The 21099-nt window shown below is 73.3% G+C and carries 17 protein-coding genes; 8 read left to right on the top strand and 9 right to left on the bottom strand.

The annotated features are described in order from the left end of the window. Nucleotides 1–10: 10 nt before the first annotated feature. Nucleotides 11–775, top strand: a complete 765-nt coding sequence (locus ABD340_RS32420) for a TetR/AcrR family transcriptional regulator (protein WP_344594164.1) — start codon at nucleotides 11–13, stop codon at nucleotides 773–775. Between the two features lie 87 nt (nucleotides 776–862). Here the strand turns inward: ABD340_RS32420 and ABD340_RS32415 are convergent, their stop codons facing one another. From ABD340_RS32415 to ABD340_RS32405, 3 genes are all read right to left on the bottom strand, one after another. After that, nucleotides 863–3568 carry a DUF4132 domain-containing protein gene (locus ABD340_RS32415; protein WP_344594162.1) on the bottom strand — a complete coding sequence of 902 codons (2706 nt, stop codon included), beginning with the start codon at nucleotides 3566–3568 and terminating at the stop codon, nucleotides 863–865. A 147-nt stretch (nucleotides 3569–3715) separates the two neighbouring features. Continuing rightward, on the bottom strand, nucleotides 3716–4495 hold the full coding sequence (locus ABD340_RS32410) for a hypothetical protein (RefSeq protein ID WP_344594160.1): 780 nt from the start codon (nucleotides 4493–4495) through the stop codon (nucleotides 3716–3718). Between the two features lie 213 nt (nucleotides 4496–4708). Continuing rightward, entirely contained in the window at nucleotides 4709–7009 is a 2301-nt protein-coding gene (locus ABD340_RS32405) for an ATP-binding cassette domain-containing protein (RefSeq protein ID WP_344594159.1), read from the bottom strand. Nucleotides 7010–7072: 63 nt separating this feature from the next. Between ABD340_RS32405 and ABD340_RS32400 the strand changes: the two genes are divergently transcribed. Continuing rightward, nucleotides 7073–8062: a helix-turn-helix transcriptional regulator gene (locus tag ABD340_RS32400; RefSeq protein WP_344594158.1), complete on the top strand. Its 990-nt coding sequence runs from the start codon at nucleotides 7073–7075 to the stop codon at nucleotides 8060–8062. On the opposite strand, the gene ABD340_RS32395 is transcribed toward ABD340_RS32400, so the two are convergent. Further along, a complete protein-coding gene (locus ABD340_RS32395) occupies nucleotides 8063–8689 on the bottom strand; it encodes a TetR family transcriptional regulator (RefSeq protein WP_344594156.1) in 627 nt (208 codons plus the stop codon). It lies immediately after the preceding gene. A gap of 167 nt (nucleotides 8690–8856) precedes the next feature. On the opposite strand from ABD340_RS32395, the gene ABD340_RS32390 reads away from it, so the two are divergent. Further along, nucleotides 8857–10227: an alkaline phosphatase PhoX gene (locus ABD340_RS32390; RefSeq protein ID WP_344594155.1), complete on the top strand. Its 1371-nt coding sequence runs from the start codon at nucleotides 8857–8859 to the stop codon at nucleotides 10225–10227. A gap of 381 nt (nucleotides 10228–10608) precedes the next feature. Here the strand turns inward: ABD340_RS32390 and ABD340_RS32385 are convergent, their stop codons facing one another. Then, nucleotides 10609–11061 carry an iron chaperone gene (locus ABD340_RS32385; RefSeq protein WP_344594153.1) on the bottom strand — a complete coding sequence of 151 codons (453 nt, stop codon included), beginning with the start codon at nucleotides 11059–11061 and terminating at the stop codon, nucleotides 10609–10611. Between the two features lie 359 nt (nucleotides 11062–11420). Next, nucleotides 11421–12368, bottom strand: a complete 948-nt coding sequence (locus tag ABD340_RS32380; protein WP_344594152.1) for a LysR family transcriptional regulator — start codon at nucleotides 12366–12368, stop codon at nucleotides 11421–11423. Nucleotides 12369–12452: 84 nt separating this feature from the next. Here ABD340_RS32380 and ABD340_RS32375 point away from each other — a divergent pair, with 84 nt between their 5' ends. Genes ABD340_RS32375 through ABD340_RS32365 form a run of 3 tightly spaced genes read left to right on the top strand, consistent with a single transcriptional unit; the run spans nucleotide 12453 to nucleotide 14561 of the window. Beyond that, entirely contained in the window at nucleotides 12453–13580 is a 1128-nt protein-coding gene (locus ABD340_RS32375) for an aminotransferase class V-fold PLP-dependent enzyme (protein ID WP_344594150.1), read from the top strand. A 47-nt stretch (nucleotides 13581–13627) separates the two neighbouring features. Continuing rightward, nucleotides 13628–14263: a LysE family translocator gene (locus tag ABD340_RS32370; protein ID WP_344594149.1), complete on the top strand. Its 636-nt coding sequence runs from the start codon at nucleotides 13628–13630 to the stop codon at nucleotides 14261–14263. Between the two features lie 28 nt (nucleotides 14264–14291). Further along, nucleotides 14292–14561 (top strand): hypothetical protein, encoded by a 270-nt coding sequence (locus ABD340_RS32365; RefSeq protein WP_344594148.1) that lies wholly within the window; start codon nucleotides 14292–14294, stop codon nucleotides 14559–14561. Nucleotides 14562–14576: 15 nt separating this feature from the next. Here the strand turns inward: ABD340_RS32365 and ABD340_RS32360 are convergent, their stop codons facing one another. Next, entirely contained in the window at nucleotides 14577–15581 is a 1005-nt protein-coding gene (locus ABD340_RS32360) for an SgcJ/EcaC family oxidoreductase (protein ID WP_344594146.1), read from the bottom strand. Between the two features lie 366 nt (nucleotides 15582–15947). Between ABD340_RS32360 and ABD340_RS32355 the strand changes: the two genes are divergently transcribed. After that, entirely contained in the window at nucleotides 15948–16523 is a 576-nt protein-coding gene (locus ABD340_RS32355; protein WP_344594145.1) for a TerD family protein, read from the top strand. Nucleotides 16524–16803: 280 nt separating this feature from the next. On the opposite strand, the gene ABD340_RS32350 is transcribed toward ABD340_RS32355, so the two are convergent. Both ABD340_RS32350 and ABD340_RS32345 read right to left on the bottom strand, forming a co-directional pair. Beyond that, nucleotides 16804–18045 (bottom strand): WD40 repeat domain-containing protein, encoded by a 1242-nt coding sequence (locus ABD340_RS32350; RefSeq protein WP_344594143.1) that lies wholly within the window; start codon nucleotides 18043–18045, stop codon nucleotides 16804–16806. A gap of 300 nt (nucleotides 18046–18345) precedes the next feature. Then, a complete protein-coding gene (locus ABD340_RS32345; protein WP_344594142.1) occupies nucleotides 18346–20034 on the bottom strand; it encodes a class I adenylate-forming enzyme family protein in 1689 nt (562 codons plus the stop codon). Nucleotides 20035–20217: 183 nt separating this feature from the next. Here ABD340_RS32345 and ABD340_RS32340 point away from each other — a divergent pair, with 183 nt between their 5' ends. Next, entirely contained in the window at nucleotides 20218–21015 is a 798-nt protein-coding gene (locus ABD340_RS32340; RefSeq protein WP_344594140.1) for an HAD-IIA family hydrolase, read from the top strand. Nucleotides 21016–21099 lie beyond the last annotated feature (84 nt).

Below are 21099 nucleotides of genomic sequence, written 5' to 3'. Positions count from 1 at the left end.
CGGGGATGTGATGAGCGAGGAGCCCGACGGCGGCCTGCCGGAGAGCATCGAACTGGCCTGGGGGCTGCGCGAGCGCCCCGGCAAGGGGCCCAAACGCGCCCTGAGCCTGAAGGGGATCATCGACGCCGCGGTGCGGATCGGCTCGGCCGAGGGCCTGGAGGCGGTCTCGATGAGCCGGGTCGCGGCGGAGGCCGGCGCCTCGACGATGGCGCTCTACCGGTATGTGCCGTCCAAGAACGCCCTGCTCTCGCTGATGCTGGACGAGGTCATGGGCGGGCCGCCGCGACTGCCGGGTCCCGAGGAGGGCTGGCGGGCGGCGCTGTCGGCCTGGGTGTGGGCGCTGCGCGCGACGATGCGGCGCAACCCCTGGTTGCTGCGGGCGCCGATCACCGGACCGCCGATCATGCCCAACAACGTGCGCTGGATGGAGGCCGGGCTGCGCGCCATGCGCGGCATGGGCCTGGACGGAGGCGCCCGGATCTCGCTGATCATCCTGCTCAGCAACTATGTCCGCTCCGAGGTGAGGATGACCCACGAGCTGGCGACGGCGTTCCAGGAGGCGTCGACCTCCGAGTCGGAGGTCGTGCGCGGCTACGGCGCCATGCTCACCGCCCTCACCGATCCCGGCCGCTTCCCGGAACTGCACGCCATCCTGGAGGATGGCGTGTTCGAGGGCGCCGTCGGCACTCCCGACGACGACTTCGTCTTCGGCCTGGAGACCCTGCTTGACGGCCTGGAGGCACTGGTGCGCCGCGGCGGCGCCCCGGACGCGTGATCGGCGGATGTTCCGGCGGGCGGCACGGCGGAGGCACGGCGGCGCGGCCCGAACGGGACCGGCCGCCGTGGCCCTGGGCCTGCGAACCTAGGCTTTCGCGTCATCCACGACGTCGGCCAGCGCGCGCAGGACTTCGGACGCGGTGACATCGTCCAGGCCGGCGAAGGTGGCCTTGGACTTCTTTGTGCCGTAGTCGTAGGCGTCGTGATCGGCGATCCAGAGGCTGTCCAGCGTCTGCTCTTCCCAGTCGGCCGGGGCCGTGACGGGGAACCCGGGGTAGACGTCGAGGATGATCGTGAGTCCGTTCGGCGAGTCGAACCGGATCGAGGTCTGCACGCCTCCCTCCCCGGCGGCGTCGCGACGCCAGCCCTGGCGTTCCAGCCTCAGCAGCGCGCCGACGCCGACCTCCACGCCGGAGAAGCGCTCGATGCGGTCGCCGGCGCCCTCCTCGTCGGTGAGCGCGTCGACCGGCCGGCCGAGCTGCGGGAACGGCTGGAGGATCTCGTAGTCGGCGAACAGCTCGCTCCACGCGGCGGCGGTCTCCCCCAGGCGAAGGGGGTGCGCGATCAGGACGGCGCCGGAGTCGGGCAGGGTGAGGGCCTCATCGTCGGCGTCGGCGAAGGAGCGGTCCTCGGCGACGCGGAACGCCGTGGTCGCGCGGCCGTCCTGCTCGTGCAGCCAGACCAGCCGCCGGACGAGGTGGCACACCAGCGGATGCTCCACGAACAACCTGCGGAAGTCATCGGTGCTCCAGCGGCGCTGCTGCACCATCGCCCGTTCCAGCCGCCGGACCAGGTCGGCCGCGACACCCCGGACGTCCTTTTTCAGCCCGCTGAACGCCCGGTGGGCGGCGGGCGCGAGCTCGGGGTCGTCCTGCACCCCCGGTTTGGGCAGCGACTTGCGGAGCTTGCCCTTGTCGTCGTACACGACCGGGCGGAGTTGCTCGTCGAAGCCGACACGGAAGGAACGCGGGCCGTAGTCGAGCGTCATGCCGTCCGCGCCGTCCAGGCCGAAGTCGGGGACCATGCGGTCGGCGAGCTGCTCCAGCGTGAGGCCGCGCGCCTGTGCGACCTGGTTGAGCAGCTTGCCCGCCTTGTTCTTCAGCCGCTTGGGCCGTGCCTTGTCGGCGACGAGGTGGAGTTGCAGGACGGCGACGTCCGAACCGGACGCGGCGAGCACCTCGAGGCCGTTCAGCGGCATCTTGATGTGGGACTGCCCGGTGGCGGCGCGCGCCATCGCGCCCAGGCGGCGCATGGTCTCCTCGTCGCCGGTCCAGCACAGCTGCGTCCAGACCGTCCGTGACTCCTCGCCGACGGACCGCCCGTGTTCGAACAGCGCCCAGCCGAACCGCGCGAGGGAGGCCGGGTCGAGCGCGTCCAGTGCCTCCTTCAGGGGCCCGGCCGGGGAGCGCTTCGGGCTCGCCTTGCCGAGGGCCGCGAGCAGGTTCGCGGTCGCGGCCTCCGGCAGCGCGTGCTCACGTCCCCGCATCAGGATCTGCGGAAGCAGGGCCGGCGGGGCCCAACCTGGAGCAGCGTCCTTCGCGGCCTTCTTGAACGCCTTCGGGACGAGGCCGTCGGGGGCTTCGGGCACCCGCGCCGCCTCAACGGCCTCGACCGCCGAACGCGCCTGGTCGTCCAGCTCTGCCAGCCGCGCCCTCAGTTCGGGGCGGGCCCGCAGATGCGCGGAGAGCAGGCGCGCCGCCGGTTCGGAGCTTTCGCTTCGCCGGGCGAGAAGTCGGAGCGCCCGCACCGGGAAGCGTTCGATCATCTCCGTCAGGGCGGCCAGCCCGCCCGGCCGGTCGATGTGGTCGGCCACGATGGTGAAGGCCTCATCGCTGGGCAGCAGCGAGAGCACCTGGGAGATCGCCCTGCGCGCGGACGCGTTGAAGCCCGCGCCGTAGACGTAGTCGCGAGTCTCGTACCCGGTTTCTTCGAGCGCCGCGGCCAGGTGCGGGGCGAGGGCCGGGCCGATCCCCTCGGCCGCGGTGAGCAGGATCTCCAGGCTGACCTCGTGGTCGCCCAGGTGCGCCCAGTTCGCCCCGCGCAGCCGAGCGAGCTGCCGGTCGGACCCGAGGGAGCACCAGAGCAGATTGGAGGCGTCGGTGTCCCGCTTGGGCCGTTCGCGGACGCACTCCTCCACCCACTCCTGCCGCGACGGGACCAGAAACGACACCACCAAGCGCTGCTGCCGCGTCCCGCGATGCCCGGCCAGCCGCTCGACGGCCTCGGCGTGGTCGGACTCGTCCGCGACCGCCAGCAGCGCGCGCATCCGCTTGCCCGCGGGTCCCGTCGCCCACGGCAGCTGCTTCTGCGTCCAGCCGTCGGCCTTGAGGACGTAGTCCCCGCTCAGCTTGTCCACCTCGACGACGAGGCCGTCCGCTTCCGCGCCGGCGCAGGCCGCGAACGCCGGCCCGTGCTCGACGGCCCACGCGTCGACCCACGCCACGGCGTTCTCGACGGCCCAGGTGCGGGTCCAGATGTCGAGGTCCTCGCCCCGGGACACGTGCGTCTCGACGATGGCGACGGCGGCCGCGCCGCGCGGGTCCGGCTCGCCGTTCAGGTATGCCCGCGCCGCCTTCACGGCGCGGGGATCGCTGCCCAGGTGGTAAAGCATCCGTTCGATTGCCGCGCGCCCTTCCTCCAGCCGGTCACGCACCCGCCTCGCAGCGGACGGGTCGATCCGCGGCGGCGGGTTCGGCACCGCCCCGCCGCGACGGAGCAGGAGTTCTCCGCGCAGCGCTTCGGGGACGGTGAGGACGTTCTCCTCATCGAGCGCGGGGGGATGATCACTCATGCGGGGCAACTTTAGAGGGGCCCGACGACATCAGGGACGAGGTGCCCTCATGCGGCGTCCGGGCCGGGCCTGCGCCGCGCCGCCCCCGTCCGCGAGTCCAGACGCCCGCCCTCCGGCGGCGCGTTCCGCGCTCGGTGGCCGGGGCTGTCAGGCGACGCGACCGGAGGAGGGGTCCTGTTCCTTGTCCGGCTCTCGGTCCTCCTTGTGCTCGGCGCCGGTGTCGGCGGGGGGAGGGGTGTCGACGGTGCGTGCGGCGGCCTTTTCGCGCTGCTTCTTGCGGCGCTGGTACTCCTGGACGGCGATCAGCGTCGCGGCCAGGACCGGGCCCCAGTACTTGGCGGTCTGCAGGATCGCCTGGACCCAGCCGGGCAGGGTCACGTCCGGGATCGGGAGCGAGGGCAGGTCGATGCTCGGCCACGGGATGCCGGGCAGGTCCGGCAGGTCCGGCGGGTTCACCTCGGGCAGGTCGATGTCGGGCTTGGGCAGCCGGATGAGCGCGCCGATCCCGAGCAGCGGCAGCAGGACCTTGGCGATCGCGGCGGCGACGTGCCGGGCCGCGTACAGGCGGGGGTAGCGGCGGGCCAGGCGCTCGCGGCGGGCGGCGCGGCTGCCGGGCGGCGGGGTGAACCAGGTCTCCCCTGCCCGGCTGACCAGGTCCTTGACGTCCTGGACGCCCTTGACATCCAGATCGGTGGAGTCGGGGACGAGCGCGACCACGCTCAGGTGGCCGAGCCGGTCCCAGGTCGCCTTGATCGTGAGGCCGTCGTGCAGGACTTTGGCGGCCTTCTTGCCGGTGGCCTTCTCCTCGGCGACCTGCTCGCCGTCGATGAACAGGCGGAGCAGCCTGGTGGGGGCCTTCCGGCCCTCCACCTCCAGGTGGTGTCCGTCGTGGTCGAGCACCCAGCGTTCCTGGGCGGTGGCGGCCATCGGTCTCTCCCCGTGGTGCGGCGGTGTGGTGCGGCGGTGTGGTGCGGCGGTGTGGTGCGGCGGTGTGGTGCGGCGGTGTGGTGCGGCGGTGTGGTGCGGCGGTGTGGTGGCGGCTGTGTGCGGGCCCTTCCCCTGGGCCCGCACACAGCGTCCCGCCGGCGGCCGGTGCCGGCATCCGTCCAAGTGCCACGCTTGATAGACCAAAGTCGATGGTCAGGGAGCGCTCGGGGGGACGGCCTTGCGCAGGTGGGCGGCGGTGATGGAGTCGGCGGACTCCAGCAGCCGGGCGGGGGTGCCCTCGAACACGATCCGCCCGCCGTGCTTGCCGCCGTCGGGGCCGAGGTCGATGATCCAGTCGGCGCGGCGGACCACGTCCAGGTCGTGCTCGATGACGATCACGGTGTTGCCGGCGTCGACCAGGCGGTCCAGCAGGGCGACCAGGGTGTCGACGTCGGCCATGTGCAGGCCGGTGGTGGGCTCGTCCAGGACGTAGACCTGGCCGGTGCGGTGCAGTTGGTCGGCCAGTTTGATGCGCTGCCGTTCGCCGCCGGACAGGGAGCTGAGCGGCTGGCCGAGGGTGAGGTAGGTCAGGCCGACCTCGTTGAGCGTGCGGAGTTTGGCCCGCAGCGGCTTCTCGGTGAGGAAGTCCAGGGCCTCCTCGGCGGTGAGCGCCAGGACGTCGACGATGGACTTGCCGCGCAGCCGGTGCCGGAGGACCTCGGGGCGGTACCGGGTGCCGTGGCAGAGGCGGCAGGTGGTGGTGACCGGGTCCATGAACGCCAGGTCGGTGTAGATGACGCCGTTGCCGTCGCATTCGGGGCAGGCGCCCTTGGAGTTGTGGCTGAACAGGCCGGGGTCGACGCCGTTGGCCTTGGCGAACAGCCGCCGCAGCGGATCCATGATCCCGATGTAGGTGGCGGGGCTGGAGCGCCGGGATGTGGCGATGGCCGACTGGTCGACCACGATCGCCTCGGGGTGGGCGGCGGTGAACACCTCCGAGACCAGGGTGCTCTTGCCCGACCCGGCCACTCCGGTGACGGCGGTGAGCACGCCGGTGGGGAAGCGCGCGGTGACGTCCTTGAGGTTGTGCAGGGTGGCGCCGGTGACGGTGAGCCAGCCGGAGGGTTCCCGGCAGGCCGGTTTGACCGGGGCGGAGCGGCGCAGGCAGCGCCCGGTGAGGGTGTCGGAGGCGCGCAGCTGCTCGACGGTGCCCTGGAAGACGGCGTGGCCGCCGTGCGCGCCGGCGCCGGGGCCCATGTCGACGACGTGGTCGGCGACCTCGATCACGTCGGGGTCGTGCTCGACCACCAGGACGGTGTTGCCCTTGTCGCGCAGCTGGCGCAGCAGGCCGTTGAGGCGGCCGATGTCGCGGGGGTGCATGCCGGTGCTGGGCTCGTCGAAGATGTAGGTCATGCCGGTGAGGCTGGAGCCCAGGTGCCGCACGACCTTGAGGCGTTGCGCCTCGCCGCCGGAGACGGTGCCGGTCGGCCGGTCCAGGCTGAGGTAGGACAGTCCGATCGCCTCCAGGCGTGCCAGCCGCTGGATCGCGGCGGCGGCGATCGGCCCTCCGACGGGGTCCTGGATCTCGGCGAGGGTGCCGATGAGGTCGGCGACCTCCATGGCGCACAGGTCGGCGATGTTGCGTCCGCCGATGCGGCTGGCCAGCGCCGCCTGGTTGAGGCGGGCGCCGTCGCAGGCCGGGCAGGTGCGCTGGGAGACCATTCCTGCGGCGGCCTCGCGGCTGCGTTCGGACAGGGTGGACAGGTCGCGTTTGATGTAGAGGCGCTCGAACCGTTCGAGCAGCCCCTCGAAGGCGTTGGAGCCCATTCGGCCGGTGTGGTTGAGGCGCGGCACGCGGAAGCCCTTGCCGTGCAGGAAGAGGTCCCATTCCTGTTGGGTGAACTCGCGCAGCGGCTTGTCGGGGTCGAACAGCCCGGACTCGGCGAACAGCTGCCACTGGAAGGTCCCCACCGCGAACGGCTGGAAGAGGATGGCGCCGTCGTTGAGGCTCTTGGCGGTGTCGAGGAGCCTGTCCAGGTCCGCGCGGACGACCCGGCCGAGCCCGTCGCATTCGGGGCACATACCCTGCGGGTCGTTGAAGGAGTACACCGAGGACTCGCCGGCGCTGGGCCGTCCGCAGCGGGAGAACAGCACCCGGATCACCGAGTAGATGTCGGTCATGGTGCCGACGGTGGAGCGGGAGTTGCCGCCGATCGGCCGCTGGTCGACCACGATGGCGGGGGCCAGGTGGTCGATCGCGTCGGCGTCGGGGCGCTCGTACTTGGGCAGCCGGTTGCGGATGAACCAGGTGAAGGTCTCGTTCAGCTGGCGCTGCGACTCCACCGCGACGGTGTCGAACACCACCGACGACTTGCCCGACCCCGACACCCCGGTGAAGACCACGATCTTCTCCTTGGGGATGCGCAGGGTGAGGTCCTGCAGGTTGTTCTGGCGGGCACCCTTGATCACGATGCTGTCCCTGTGCACCGCGGGCGCGTCGTTCGTCGGCGTCATGGCGGCCACGCTAGGAGGCAAACAGGTCGGGATCGGTCCTGTTTCGGCCGCATACTGGGAGGCGTGACCGACACTTCGGCGCGGCTGCTCCGGCTGCTGTCGCTCCTGCAGGCCCGCCGCGAGCGGACCGGCCCCGAGCTGGCCGAGCGGCTGGGCGTGACCGTCCGCACCGTGCGCCGCGACGTCGAGCGGCTGCGCGGGCTGGGCTATCCCGTGCACGCCGAGCTGGGCGCGGCGGGCGGGTACCGGCTCGAGGCGGGCACCGCGCTGCCCCCGCTGCTGCTGGACGACGGGGAGGCGGTGGCGATCGCGCTGGGGCTGCGCGGCGCGGCGGCCGGCGGCGGGGTGGAGGGGATCGAGGAGATCTCGGTGCGGGCGCTGGCCAAGCTGGAGCAGATTCTGCCGGACCGGTTGCGGCGGCGGGTGAACGCGGTGTCGACCGCGACGATGCCGATCGCGCCGCCGCCGGCGGGGCCGGTGGTGGCGCCGGAGACGCTGACCGTGCTGGCGGCGGCGTGCCGCGACCGGGAGCGGCTGCGGTTCGCCTACCGGGCCAGGGACGAGGCCGAGAGCCGCCGCGTGGTCGAGCCGCACGGGCTGGTGTCGGCGGGGCGCCGCTGGTATCTGGTGGCCTGGGATCTGGGCCGGGGGGACTGGCGGACCTTCCGCGTCGACCGGCTGGCCGATCCGCTGCCCACGGGGGTGCGCGGGCGGGCGCGGGAGCTGCCGGCGGCGGACGCGGCGGCGTTCGTGAAGCGGTCGCTGGCGGCGTCGCGGCCCGTCGTCGAGCGGGCCGTCCTGCTGGTGCACGCGCCGGCCGCGGAGCTGGCCGAGCGGTTCCGGGTGGCCGGGACGGAGCTGGAGCCGGTCGACGAGCGCACCTGCCTGGTGCGGACGGCGGCCGACTCGCTGGAGTGGACGGCGCTGCGGATCGCGTTCCTGGAGATCGACTTCACCGTGCGGGAGCCGGCGGAGCTGGCCGGCCGCCTGCACGACCTGGGCCGCCGCCTGCAGCGCGCGGCCCGTCCGGCGGCGGGGGAGGGCGGGCGCTGATCAGGCGCGGTGCGGGGCCAGGAGCCGGTCGAGGCCGGCGTGCAGGGCCTGCTCCAGGGTGCCGCCCTCGCCGGTCATGGCCCAGACGATCAGCACGCCGTTGTAGGCGATGTGGACCGAGCGGGCCAGCGCGGCGGTGTCGGCGCCGGGGGCCAGGTCGCCGGCGGCCGCGGCCTCGGCCAGCAGCGCGGTGATCTCCTCACCGACGATGCCGAAGTGGAGGGTGGCGAGTTCGCGGAACTCGGGGTCGGTGAGGTCGAGCTGGAGGAAGGCCAGGCTGTTGGCCATCTCCTCGGGGGTGCGGACGGTGCCGGCCATGGCCTGCAGCGCGGCGAGCAGGACCTCCAGCGGCCCGGCCCCGCCGGCGGGGCCGCCCGGGACGCCGTTCGGGCGGGTGAGGCGGTTCCGGGCGTCCTGGAAGAAGCGGCGGGCGTCCGGCCCGGCCCGGCGGGCGAGCGCGAGCAGCAGGCCGCGCTTGGAGCCGAACCGCTGGACGATCGTGGCGGGGGCGAGACCGGCCTCGGCGGCGACGGCCGCGAGGGTGAGGCGGCCCGGGCCCAGCCGTCCCAGCACCCGGCCCGCGGCCCGCAGGACCGCCTCGTCGCTGGTGGTACGGGGGCGCGCCACGGGCTCGGCTCCTCACCGGGTTTATGAACGGTCGTTCGGTAATTTTAGCGGCCCGGGCGGGTACGCCGCGCGTTGAACGAAGATCGCCGGGGGTGTCCTGGGCGGTTCACACCTTGTAGGGCATGTGTTACAAACTTCCCTGTTACCGGCTGACGCCAGGAGGGGCCATGTCCGTCACGCGACGCCAGATCCTCGCCCGCGGCGGCACCGTGGGGGCGGGCATCGCCTTCGCCGGCTCGGTGGAGCAGCTTTTCGCCGGAAGCCCGGCCGCCGCCGCGGTCGGCGGATCGGCGGGCTACGGGCCGCTGGTCCCCGACCCCGCCGGGATCCTGGACCTTCCCCGCGGGTTCCGCTACAAGATCCTCTCGCGTGAGGGCGAGCCGCTGCGCTCCGGCGAGGGCCCGGTGCCCGGCAACGCCGACGGCATGGCCGCCTTCCCCGGCGGACCGGGCCGGGTCCGGCTGGTGCGCAACCACGAGAACCGTCCCGACGCCGAGCATCGCGTGCCGGCCGTCGAGGGGCTGACCTACGACCCCGAGGGCAAGGGCGGCTGCACCGCCCTGGAGGTCTCCGCCGACGGGCGGGTGCGGGGCGAGCGGGTGGCGATCGCTGGGACGGCGGTCAACTGCGCCGGCGGCCCCACCCCCTGGAACACCTGGCTGACCTGCGAGGAGACCGAGGACAAGGCGGGCACCAACGGCTACACCGAAGACCACGGCTTCATCTTCGAGGTGGACCCGGCCCGTCCCGAACGCAGCGGCGCGGTGCCGCTGACGGCGATGGGACGCTTCCAGCACGAGGCGGTCGCGATCGACCCGCGCGACGGGGTGGTCTACGAGACCGAGGACGCCTTCGACAAGCCGTTCGGGCTGTTCTACCGGTTCCTGCCCGAGCGGCCCAGGGGCGGGTTCGGCAGCCTGCGCGCCGGGGGACGGCTGGAGGCGCTGCGGGTGCCGGGCGTGGCCGACCTGTCGGCGGTGCGGGAGCCGGGGACCAGGTTCGAGCGCGTGCAGTGGGTTCCGGTGCCCGATCCGCTGGCCCGGCAGACCCCGATCCGGTTCCAGGACTTCGGGTCCGGCGGGATCACCCACGGGCAGAAGCTGGAGGGCTGCTACTGGGGCGGCGACCGGGTCTACTTCGTGTGCAGCTTCGCGCGCGAGAGCGAGGGGTCGCAGGCCGACCACTTCGGGCAGGTGTGGTCCTACGAACCGCGCTCACGCCGCCTGACCCTGGTGATCGTGTTCGGTCCGGGCACCGACACCGGCAAGCCGGGGGAGTCCCCCGACAACATCGCGCTGGCGCCGCAGGGCGGCCTGATGGTGTGCGAGGACGGGGACGGCGCGCAGCACGTCTTCGGCGTGACGCGAGACCGCAAGGTGTACCCGATGGCGCGCAACCGGCAGAACACCGGCACCCAGGAGAAGCCGTCATGGGGCGAGTTCGCCGGCGTGACCTTCTCCCCGAACGGGCGGACGATGTTCGTCAACGTCTACGACCCGGGCACGACGTTCGCCGTCACCGGCCCCTGGCACCGCTAGCCGCCGGCGGGCCGCGCTTGTCGTCCAGGTCCTCGATGTCGAGCGTCAGACCAGCCAGCGGCCGTCGCGCATCAGCTCGCGGCCGGGCAATGTCGACGAGGTGCTCGCAGGCAGCGTGCGATTCCTCGACGCATGGAGCAGAGCGGCCGCCTGCGGTCGCGCTCCCCGGGCCCCGCGGCCGCGTCGCCGGAACAGGTGTGGAAGCGGGTTTGCCGGGTCTGGCTGCACTGGTACGTGGCGCTCAGGGCGGAGGCGGCGGTGCTCACCGGGCACCCGGACGCCCGGGACCGGCTGCCGCTACCGGTCGGCGCGCACGCTGGTCCTCGCCGGCCTCGCGCCCATGACCGCCCGGTGACCTGGTGCACCCGGGCGTCAACCGCCTCAGTTCACCGCCTGCTTCACCAGCGCGGCGATCCGGGCCTCCACCTCGGCCGTCACTTCGGTCAGGGCGAAGGCGGTCGGCCACATGGGGCCGTCGTCCAGCTTCGCCGGGTCGTTGAACCCGAGTGTCGCGTAGCGCGCCTTGAACTTGGCCGCGCTCTGGAAGAAGCAGACGACCTTGCCGTCCAGCGCGTAGGCGGGCATCCCGTACCAGAGCCTCGGCGCGAGGGCCGGGGCGTTGGCCGTGATGACGGCGTGGACGCGCTCGGCCATGATCCGGTCCGGGTCCTGCATCTCGGCGATCTTCGCCAGCACGTCCCGCACCGCCTCCGCCGCCTTCTCCGCACGCGAGCTGCGGCGCGCCGCCTTCTTCTGCTCCTGGGCGTGCTCCTTCATCGCGGCCCGCTCCTCGGCCGTGAACCCCTCGTATGAGCTGTCTTCGGTGCTGGCCATGGTCACTCCTGTGGTCGTGGGTAAGGGATCGGCCCGGTGTGCCGCGGGGCCGATCGCTCTGGTCACAGTCTCTCCCAGCAGGAATTCGAGCCGCATCCGTGCCGACCACGGAAACCACCACGGACAATGAGTCGGAGCCGGCAGGAACAGCCGCCCTCGCCTGCCGGTTGCGCAAACCGAGCCGATCGAGCCGGTGCACAAGATCAGCGCCGAGGTCCAGCGGGTGCACGGGAACGGCGTCCTGGTGCGCACCGGGCCGCTGCGCGGTCATGACGACGCCGCCTGCCGGCCGGTGATGGTCGCCCTGGCCTTGCTCGACCGCTACGCCGAGGTCTATGACCCGGGTACGAGGTTCGCCGTCATCGGCCCCTGGCACCGCTGGCCGCCGTCTCCAGTTCCGCCGTCTCGTCCTGGTCGGCGTCGCGGGCGACGGTGATGATCTCGTCCAGCAGCGCGGCGACGGCGGGCGGGAGGGGGCCGGCGGGCACGAGCGCGGTGATGCGGCGCCGGCCCAGGGCGGGGCATGGCGGGAGCGCGACGCCGGGCTCGTGGTGGAGGGCGAAGGCCAGGGCGGGCATGGCGGTGATCGCCAGTCCGCGCGCGACCAGGCGTTGCACGGCGATGTGGTCGTCGGTGGCGTAGGCGATGCGGGGGCTGAACCCGGCGCGGGCGCAGGCGCGCAGCAGGTGGCCGCGGCAGCGTTCGCAGCCCGCGGCCCAGGTCTCCTCGGACAACTCGGCCGGTTCCAGGCGCGCCGCGCCCGCCAGCGGGTGCGCGGCGGGGACGGCGAGCCGGATCGGGTCCCGGCGCAGCGGGATCTCCCGGAACCCGGCGCCGGTGTCGGGCGGGGTGTGCGGGTAGGCGAAGACCAGGGCCAGGTCGGTGTCGCCGGCGCGCAGCGCGGCCAGGGCGGCCGGCGGTTCGGCCTCGGTGAGGGAGGCGACGACGTCGGGGGCGCGGTCGCGCAGCGCGGCCAGCGCGTCGGGCAGGAACGCCGCGGCGGCGGTGGGGAACGCCGTGACCCGGACCCGTCCGGCGCGCAGCCCGGCGATCGCGGCGATGCGCTCCTGGGCCGCCTCGGTGCGGGCCAGGACGTCCTCGACGTGCTCGACCAGGATCCGGCCCGCCTCGGTGAGCCGCACGCCGCGGCCGTGCCGGACGACCAGGGGCGTGCCGGCCTCGGCCTCGAGCCGGGCGATGTGGTGGGAGACGGCGGGCTGGGTGTAGGACAGGGCGCGCGCGGCGGCGGTCATCGATCCCAGCCGGGCGACCTCGCGCAGGACGCGGCCGCGGTTCAGGTCGAGCATGGCCGCAAGGTATCAATGTCTTTTGGGCCCGACCCAGAAGATAGTGGTTTGTGCTATGGGTGCGGGGTGGCCGAGGATCGGGACATGGCCGACACGATCAGCGCAGCGATCCGCGACGCCCCCGAGCCCCCCGAGCCCCTCGATGCGCGGACGGCGCGGCGGGAGTTCGCGCCGCGGGGCGCCTTCCTCAACACCGCCTCCTACGGGCTGCCGCCGCGGGGCGCGCACGAGGCGATGCTGGCGGCCGAGCGGGACCGCGCGGCGGGCCTGCTGACCACGGGCATGGGCGACGAGGCGGTGCGGCGCGCGCGGGCGCTGTTCGGACGGCTGGTGGGGCTGCCGCCCGAGCGGATCGCCTGCGGGCCGCAGGTGTCGTACTTCGTGGGGCTGGTGGCGGCGTCGCTGCCGGCGCGCGCGACGGTGCTGGTGGCCGACGGCGATTTCACCTCCCTGCTGTTCCCGTTCCTGGCCCGTCCCGGCCTGGTGGTGCGGTCGGTGCCGCTGGAGCGGATCGCCGGCGCGGTCGACGGCGACGTCGACCTGGTGGCGGTGTCGGCGGTGCAGTCGGCCGACGGCCGGGTCGCGGCGATGGACGAGCTGATCGGCGCGGCGCGGGCGCACGGAGCGCGCGTGCTGCTGGACGCCACGCAGGCGGTGGGGTGGCTGCCGGTGCCCGCCGACCGGGTCGACCTGCTGGTGTGCGGCGGCTACAAGTGGCTGATGGGCCCGCGCGGCACATGCTTCCTGGCGGGGACCGCGGAGGCGCTGGCGGAGCTGCCGGCGATCGGGGCGGGCTGGTACGCGGGCGCCGACGTCTGGGATTCGATCTACGGTGCGCCGCTGCGGCTGGCCGGCGACGCGCGCCGGCTGGACCTGTCCCCGGCCTGGCAGAGCTGGGTGGGGCAGGTGCCGGCGCTGGAGTTGCTGGCGCGGGTCGGGGTGGCGGCGGTGCACGCGCACGATCTGGCGCTGGCGAACCGGTTCCGCGCGGGGCTGGGCTTGCCGCCGGGGGATTCGGCGATCGTGTCGGTGCCGGTGGCGGAGGGCACGGCGGAGCTGCTGGCCGCGCACGAGGTGATCGCCGCGGTCCGGGCCGGACGGCTGCGCTGCGCGTTCCACCTGTCCACCAGCGAGCAGGACGTGGACCGGGCGCTGGAGCTGCTGTCGGGCCGGGTCACGGCGGGTGCCCGCCGGGATGATCAGCCCCGATAGCCTGAAGCCCGGGACGTACCGGGACGGAACGGGGAGGGCGGGTCGCGATGGCGACTACGGGGCAGCTGGTCGCGTTCATGGTGACGACGGGGCTGGGGACGATGTCCCCGGGCCCGGACTTCGCGATCGTGGTGCGCCAGGCGGCCGTGGGCGGGCGGCGCGGCGGGATGGCGACGGCGCTGGGCATCGCGGCCGGAGTGCTGGTGTGGGCGGCGACCGCCGCGCTGGGCGTGGCGGCGGTGCTGGCCGCCTCGGCGACGGCGTTCACCGTCGTCAAGATCGTCGGCGCGGTGTACCTGCTGTACCTGGGGGTGCGGTCGCTGCGCGCGGCCGCGCGCAGCGGCGGGGAGGGGCCCGCGGACGGCGCCGGCGAGCGTGCGGCGGTGTCGTCCTGGGCGGCCTTCCGGCAGGGCCTGCTGTGCAACGTGCTGAACCCGAAGGCGGCGGTGTTCTTCGTGGCGCTGATGCCGCAGTTCCTGGGGGATCGGCCGGCGGTGGCCGACACGCTGCTGCTGTCGCTGATCGCGGCTGCGATGTCGTGCGTGTGGTTCACGGCGGTGGCCAACGTGGTGGGGGCGCTGCGCCGGGTGTTCGCGCGGGAGCGGGTGCGGCGCACCATCGACGGGGTCACGGGGACCGCGCTGATCGGCCTGGGCGTGCGCCTGGCCGTGACCCGCGCCTGATCGGCGCCAGGACAACCGGCCGCGCGAGGTGCGCGTCCTCTGTCGGGAGGAACGGGGGTCGGGCGCGGTGGTGTGGAGCCTGGTGTATCTGCTCGCCGTTTTCGGCGGCATCTGCGGGATCGGCCTGCTTTTCACGTGGGTCGACGGTGTGCTGACGCGCAGGGAGCGCCGGGCGCGCCGGAGGGCCCCGCGGCGGCGGGCCTACCGCGCGGGGCCGCGGTCGCGGCCGGCCGGCTGCGGCCGCGGCAGCGCCGACCCGGACGCCGGCCAGGACCGGCGCCCCGACCGCACGGCCTGACCCGTCCGCCGGGTGTCAGTGGCCGCGGGTGCGCAGGACCTCGCGGAGCTCCTCGGTCAGCTTCTTGGCGGTCTCGGGCCGGCCGTGGAACTGGGCCGGGGTGTTCTGGAACACCGCGACCTGCCAGCGGCCCAGCAGCTGGGCGGCGGTGATGGTCTGGATCGTGTTGAGGTCGGGGCGCAGGTCGTCCCCGCCGGGCGGGACCATGCCCGCGACGGCGCGCAGCACCGCCGCGCCCGGCCCGACCACGCGCACGTCCTGGATCTTGCCGACGAAGCCGCCGGTGGCGTGGTCGGCGAAGGTCGCCGAGAGCTGCTCGATGATGGTGGCGCGCCCGGCGTGCACGGTGCCGTCGAAGCCGATGGAGACGCCGTCCTCGCGGAACGGGGCGGCGAAGGCCCTGGCGTCGCGGGCGTTCCATCCGTCCAGGACGCGCCGGTACAGGTCCTGGACGGCCTCCAGCACGCCGAGGCCGGCCACGTAGCGGTCGTGGTGGACCTGCCAGCGGTCGGTGGTCCAGTTGGCCCAGTCGACGCGGGCGCCCTCCAGGGCCTCCTCCAGGTAGTCCAGGTGGATGTGCCAGCCCGCCAGGGTCTGGGGCACGAACTCCTCGGGGGTCTCCACGTCGCTGGTGAACACCAGCAGGGTGCCCGGGGGCGGCCCGGGCAGCGGGGTGAGCTCCCAGCGGAGCCTGCCGTGCAGGTCGGAGTCCAGTTCCAGCAGGCGCGGCGGGTCGAAGGCGGTGACGGTGCCGCGGGCGATGGCCGGTTCCTCGTCCCCGGAGTTGAGCCAGCGCAGCTCGAACGCGCCGCCCACCTTCGGTTCCAGGTGCGCCCGGGCGAGCCAGGCGGAGATCTCGTCGGGGTCGGTGAGCGCCCGCCAGACCCGTTCGGCGGGATGGCGCAGGCGGCGTTCGAAACGCAGCAGCGCCCGCCCGTCGCGCAGGGTCGCGGTGCCGTCGGGCGCGGGCGTCCCGGTGTGCCCCTCGGTGCCGGGTCCGGTGCTGGGTCCGTCGTTCATATCCTGGTCCTGCCCTTCATCGGCGCGATCACCTCACAACATAAGCTAGCAGGAATATAACCACACGAGCATTCTAGGTCCGCCGGCGAATGAGATCCCTGATCCCTCGCACACCACCGCAAGCGGCGCCAGGCCGGACATGGCCTCGACCGTGGCTCGTGGCGGCTCGGTGAGGTGTCGGTGAGGGGTCGGGCCTGCGCCACGGGCCTGCGGTGGCGGGCGGTGTTCCCCTACGGTGTGCGGGAACGGATTTCCGGGCACCGGGTGGCGAAAGCCGCGGTGGGAACCGGTACCGGTTGACTACCGTTCTCGTTACAGACCGTACGGGTGACAAGGCCCGCGCGGAGCCGATACGGAGGTAACACAGTGGGAGTCAGTCTGAGCAAGGGCGGCAACGTCTCGTTGACGAAGGAGGCTCCCGGACTGACCGCGGTCCTGGTGGGTCTGGGCTGGGACGTGCGGACCACGACCGGCAGCGACTTCGACCTGGACGCCAGCGCCATGCTGTGCTCGCAGGAGAACAAGGTCCTGTCGGACAAGCACTTCGTGTTCTTCAACAACCTCAAGAGCCCGGACGGCACGGTCGAGCACACCGGTGACAACCTCACCGGTGAGGGCGAGGGCGACGACGAGCAGATCAAGGTGAACCTGGCGTCGGTGCCGGCGGAGGTCTCCAAGATCGTGTTCCCGGTGTCGATCTACGACGCCGACAACCGGCAGCAGAGCTTCGGCCAGGTCCGCAACGCCTTCATCCGGATCGTCAACCAGGCCGACAACAACGAGATCGCCCGCTACGACCTGTCGGAGGACGCCTCGACCGAGACCGCGATGGTGTTCGGGGAGCTGTACCGGCACGGCGCGGAGTGGAAGTTCCGCGCGGTCGGTCAGGGGTACGCCTCCGGGCTGTCGGGCATCGCCTCGGACTTCGGCGTCAACGTCTGACGTCGCGCCGACGGCCGCCGCGGGCGGCTCGCTCCGGGGAGTTCGCGCATGTGACAGGGCGCCGGGCCGTTCGGCCCGGCGCCCTGTCGCGTCGCGGCGGCCTGAGGGGCACGCGGCAGGCCGCCCGCCGCGTGTGTTTCCGCCGCGGGGCGCTCAGGTGGTGCCGGGCGGCCGGTGTGCAGGGCCGCGGCGTCCCAGAACGCGGCGCAGGACCCCGATCACTGGGGTTCCGCCGGCTGGTGGGGCTTGGTGCCTCTGTGGCGCGTGGCCCCCGGTGGGTTCACTTCCGCATGTCGCGGTCCAGGAACCAGGCGCTGATCTCGGCGGGGTACGTCTCGGCCGTGACCAGTGCGCGCCCGCCGGGCGTGAAGGCGGCCAGGAAGCCGCTTGGATCCTCGATGCGGCGTGTCCACAGCGCGTGCCCCTGGCGGTCGATCACCGTGGCGGCCTCGTGCGAGGTGAACAGGCCGCGCGGCCCGTCCGGCGACCAGGTCATGGCCTGGCAGGTTCCCTCGGCCGGCACGTGCCCGGTGAACCGTCCCACGAGTTCCATGCCGCCGTCGCCGCCGAGGGCGGCCGTGTCACCCTGCGGTGAGAGCGCGAGCGTGCCGGCGCTGGGCAGGGTCGTTCGGTGCCGGGCCACGATCTCCCCGTCGGGCAGCCGGTAGATCGGCACCTCGCCGTCCGGGCCGATGAGAGCGAGCCTGGTGCCGGAGTGGTCCAGCACGGCGCCTCCCACGGCGACCGCGGCCGTCGTGAAGGCGACGTCGCCGGTCTGGGCGTCGGCCACCACGACCTGCCGTTCCGCGGTCTCCTCCCAGGGAAAGGCGAAGCTCACGGCCACGATCAGCTTCCCGTCTCCGCTGAAGCCGATGTGGGAGTACCCAGCCCCCTCGGTTCCCGTCGGCCACGGGCCCGCGGCCCACAGCCGTTCCGGTCCCGGGACGCGCCAGACGATCACCTGCCGGTCGAACCTGCCCGCGACCGCGACGAGCGAGCCGTCCGGGCTGAAGGCCACCTCCTCGCCCCAGCCGATGTAGTGGTCGTTCTCCTGGACGCCGTCGCTCTCCCACGCTCCCGTCTGTGCGTCGAACAGCTCCAGTCCGCCACTGGAGCTGTTGCCCTCGGCGGCGGAGACGAGCGCCGTCCAGCGCAGGTCCGGGCCGGCCCCGACCGCGTTGAAGGAGCTGAAGAAACCCTCTTCGTCCATGGCCGCGGCGCCGTAGAACTCCTCGTACGCGCCGGGATCGCAGGTCTCGTTCCCGGCGAGCATTTCGAGGTCGGCGTACAGGACGCGGTGGTCGGCCAGGAGAAAGCACGGCGCCCACTCACCCCGGCAGCGCCGTTGCCACCAGCGGTGCGGCATCGGGCGGCGGCCCGGCCAGCCGGCCAGGTCCTCGATCAGCTCCTCGATCAGCGTCCGGACTTCGCCCTCGGGCAGGTCTTCGGCATGGCGGGTGATCTCGTCCCATGCCTCGAACTCGCGGCCGTCGCCGGCCATGGCCTGCCACTGTTCGATCACCGGGGTGAGCCCTCCTCGTGCGCGCGGACCTGTCCGGACATGACTCTCCCAAACTGATGATCAGCGCGGCGCGGGAGGGCACGGCTGGGACAGAGGACTCGCATCACCCGTCGCCGCGGCGCGCGCCCGCTTCCCGGACTCGTTGCGGGCGGCGCCGGTCACGCCCAGCCCTTGGCCTGCCTGATCGACGTCGCGGGGCCGAGGCCACCCGGTCGCCGCGCTGGAACACTGCGGCACCGCCGCGACGGCGGTGCCGGGTGTGTGGCCGTCGCTCACATGATCCGCGGTGGTGGCGGCGGGTCAGGGCCGGAGGAGTTCCGCGCGCAGCCGGGTCTTGAGCAGCTTGCCGCCGGGGTTGCGGGGCAGTTCCTCCTCGCGGAACCAGAGGTGCTGGGGGATCTTGAACGCGGCGATCCGTTCGCCGAGGAAGGCGCGCAGTTCGTCGGGGGTGAGGGTGGTTCCGGGCCGCAGCCGCACCACGGCGCCGACCTCCTCGCCGAGTGCCTCGTGGGGGACGCCGATGACGCCGCAGTCGGCGACGGCGGGGTGCTCGTAGAGGGCGGCCTCGACCTCGGCGCAGTAGATGTTCTCGCCGCCGCGGATGAGCATGTCCTTGGCGCGGTCGACGATGTAGACGAAGCCGTCGGCGTCCAGGCGGGCCAGGTCGCCGCTGTGGAACCAGCCGCCGGTGAAGGCGCGGGCGGTCTCCTCGGGCCTGCCCCAGTAGCCCTTGATGACGTTGGGGCCGCGGATGAGCAGTTCGCCGATCTGGCCGGTGGGCAGCGGGGCGCCGTCGGGTCCGACGACCTTCACATCGCACACGGCGACGGGCGGGCCGACGCTGTCGGGGCGTTCCAGGTAGTTGACGCCGCAGTTGTAGGTGGTGACCGAGGAGGTCTCGGTGAGGCCGTAGCCGTTGGCGGGGGTGCGGGCGGGCAGCCGTTGCTCGATCTTGTCGACGAGGGTGGGCGGGGCGGGGGCGCCGCCGTAGCTGACGCCGGTGAGGCTGGAGGTGTCGTAGTCGTCGAAGTCGGGGGAGGTGAGGACCTGCCAGGCCATGGTGGGGACGCCGCCGAAGGCGGTGACGCGCTCGCGCTGGATGAGCCGCAGCGCCTCGCGGACGTCCCATTTGCGCATCAGCACGATGGTGCCGCCCTGCAGGGCGCTGCTGACGAGGACCGAGTGGCAGCCGGTGGCGTGGAAGAAGGGGACGCTGAGGAGGGTGACGCGGCGGCCGGGCGCGGCCGCCGCCTGTGCGGTGCCTCCTGCGCGCACGCCCGCGGAGGTGATGCCGTAGGCGAGGCTGACGGGGTTGGTGGTGATGTTGCGGTGGGTGCCCAGCGCGCCCTTGGGGCGGCCGGTGGTGCCGGAGGTGTAGAAGATCGTGGCGTCGTCCTCGGGGTCGAGCCGGACGTCGGGCGGCGGGGCGGCGGGGCCGGCTGAGGCCAGGGCGTTCTCGAAGGACTCGGTGCCGGTGGGCAGGGCTCCGCCCGCGCGGGCGACGAGGGCGGGCAGGCCCAGGCGGGGCAGGGCCGCGGCGAGGCGTTCGGCGCGCTGGAGGTCGGTGATGAGGAGCTTGGCGCCGCTGTCGGTGAGGCCGTACTCCAGTTCGGCGGCGGTCCACCAGGCGTTGAGGGGGACGACGACGGCGCCGGCGATGGCGGCGCCGAAGAAGGCGACGGCCCATTCGGGGTGGTTGCGCATGGCGATGGCGACGCGGTCGCCCTTGGTGATGCGGTACCGGTCGATGAGCAGGCGGGCGAAGGCGGCGGCGCGGGCGTGGTGCTCGGCGAAGGTGAGGCGGTCGTCGCCGTGGACCAGGAAGTCGGCGTCGCCGTGCTGGAGGGAGAGGTCCAGGATCTGGCGGAGGGTGGTGGGGGCGTTCTTCCAGATGCGGGTGCGGGTGCCGCGCAGGTCGATCTCGCCGGTTTCGAAGGGCTGCCCGGGGGCGGTCAGCTCGGCCCGGACCTCGGCGATGCTCTTCACCACGCCCACCTCCAGCGCCGAATGGCGTTCGGCTCTTCTGGGGCGAATCTATGATCCCCCTCACGTCCGGTCAACGCCCCTCGCGCGCCGCAGCGCCCCGCGGGCGCTGTGACGCGCGGCGGGCGGCGCGATCGGTGGCGCGCAGCGGGTGGCGGGAGGTGGGCGGGGTGCTGCGAGAATGGGCGCATGATTGAGCGCAGGCCGATCGAGTGCTGGCTGTCGGACATGGACGGTGTCCTGGTGCATGAGGGGCACCCGATCCCGGGTGCCGATGAGTTCGTCCGCCGGTTGACCGAGGCGAACCGGCGCTTCCTCGTCCTGACCAACAACTCGATCTACACCCGGCGCGACCTGTCGGCGCGGCTGGCCTCGATGGGGCTGCATGTGCCGGCCGAGGCGATCTGGACCTCGGCGCTGGCCACCGCGCAGTTCCTGTCCGACCAGCGGCCGGAGGGGTCGGCGTATGTGATCGGGGAGGCGGGGCTGACCACGGCGCTGCACGAGGCCGGGTACGTGCTGACCGACATCGACCCCGACTACGTGGTGCTGGGGGAGACCCGCACCTACAGCTTCTCGCAGATCACCCGGGCGATCCGGCTGATCGAGGGCCGTGCCCGGTTCATCGCGACCAATCCCGACCCGATCGGGCCGTCCGCCGAGGGGTCGCTGCCGGCGTGCGGCGCGGTCGCCGCGATGATCACCAAGGCGACCGGGGTGGAGCCCTACTTCGTCGGCAAGCCGAACCCGCTGATGATGCGGACGGCGCTGAACCGGGTGGAGGGGCACAGCGAGTCCACGGCGATGGTGGGCGACCGGATGGACACCGACATCGTCGCGGGTGTCGAGGCGGGGCTGGAGACGATCCTGGTGCTGAGCGGGGTGACGCGCAAGGAGGAGGTGGAGCGGTTCCCGTTCCGGCCCTCGCATGTGCTGCCGTCCATCGCCGACGTCCTGCCGATGATCGGGGAACGTTCCGGATCCTGACCCGGCCGGCCCCTGCCCGCCCCTTCCTTTCGTGCCGGGTTTGGCGGGGTTCGGGGGTGGGCGCGCCGATGTCGCGGTCCGTGG

The sequence above is a fragment of the Actinomadura vinacea genome, assembly GCF_039532545.1.
Classification (GTDB): domain Bacteria; phylum Actinomycetota; class Actinomycetes; order Streptosporangiales; family Streptosporangiaceae; genus Spirillospora; species Spirillospora vinacea.
Note: the sequence above shows the minus strand (reverse complement) of the source record. Positions and strands in the feature narration are given on the sequence as shown.

What these genes read in the sequence shown, in the direction of transcription:
- ABD340_RS32420 (WP_344594164.1), top strand. Translation starts at nt 11, where the DNA reads ATGAGCGAGGAGCCCGACGGCGGCCTGCCGGAGAGCATCGAACTGGCC.
- ABD340_RS32415 (WP_344594162.1), bottom strand. Translation starts at nt 3,568, where the DNA reads ATGAGTGATCATCCCCCCGCGCTCGATGAGGAGAACGTCCTCACCGTC.
- ABD340_RS32410 (WP_344594160.1), bottom strand. Translation starts at nt 4,495, where the DNA reads ATGGCCGCCACCGCCCAGGAACGCTGGGTGCTCGACCACGACGGACAC.
- ABD340_RS32405 (WP_344594159.1), bottom strand. Translation starts at nt 7,009, where the DNA reads ATGACGCCGACGAACGACGCGCCCGCGGTGCACAGGGACAGCATCGTG.
- ABD340_RS32390 (WP_344594155.1), top strand. Translation starts at nt 8,857, where the DNA reads ATGTCCGTCACGCGACGCCAGATCCTCGCCCGCGGCGGCACCGTGGGG.
- ABD340_RS32385 (WP_344594153.1), bottom strand. Translation starts at nt 11,061, where the DNA reads ATGGCCAGCACCGAAGACAGCTCATACGAGGGGTTCACGGCCGAGGAG.
- ABD340_RS32380 (WP_344594152.1), bottom strand. Translation starts at nt 12,368, where the DNA reads ATGCTCGACCTGAACCGCGGCCGCGTCCTGCGCGAGGTCGCCCGGCTG.
- ABD340_RS32375 (WP_344594150.1), top strand. Translation starts at nt 12,453, where the DNA reads ATGGCCGACACGATCAGCGCAGCGATCCGCGACGCCCCCGAGCCCCCC.
- ABD340_RS32370 (WP_344594149.1), top strand. Translation starts at nt 13,628, where the DNA reads ATGGCGACTACGGGGCAGCTGGTCGCGTTCATGGTGACGACGGGGCTG.
- ABD340_RS32360 (WP_344594146.1), bottom strand. Translation starts at nt 15,581, where the DNA reads ATGAACGACGGACCCAGCACCGGACCCGGCACCGAGGGGCACACCGGG.
- ABD340_RS32340 (WP_344594140.1), top strand. Translation starts at nt 20,218, where the DNA reads ATGATTGAGCGCAGGCCGATCGAGTGCTGGCTGTCGGACATGGACGGT.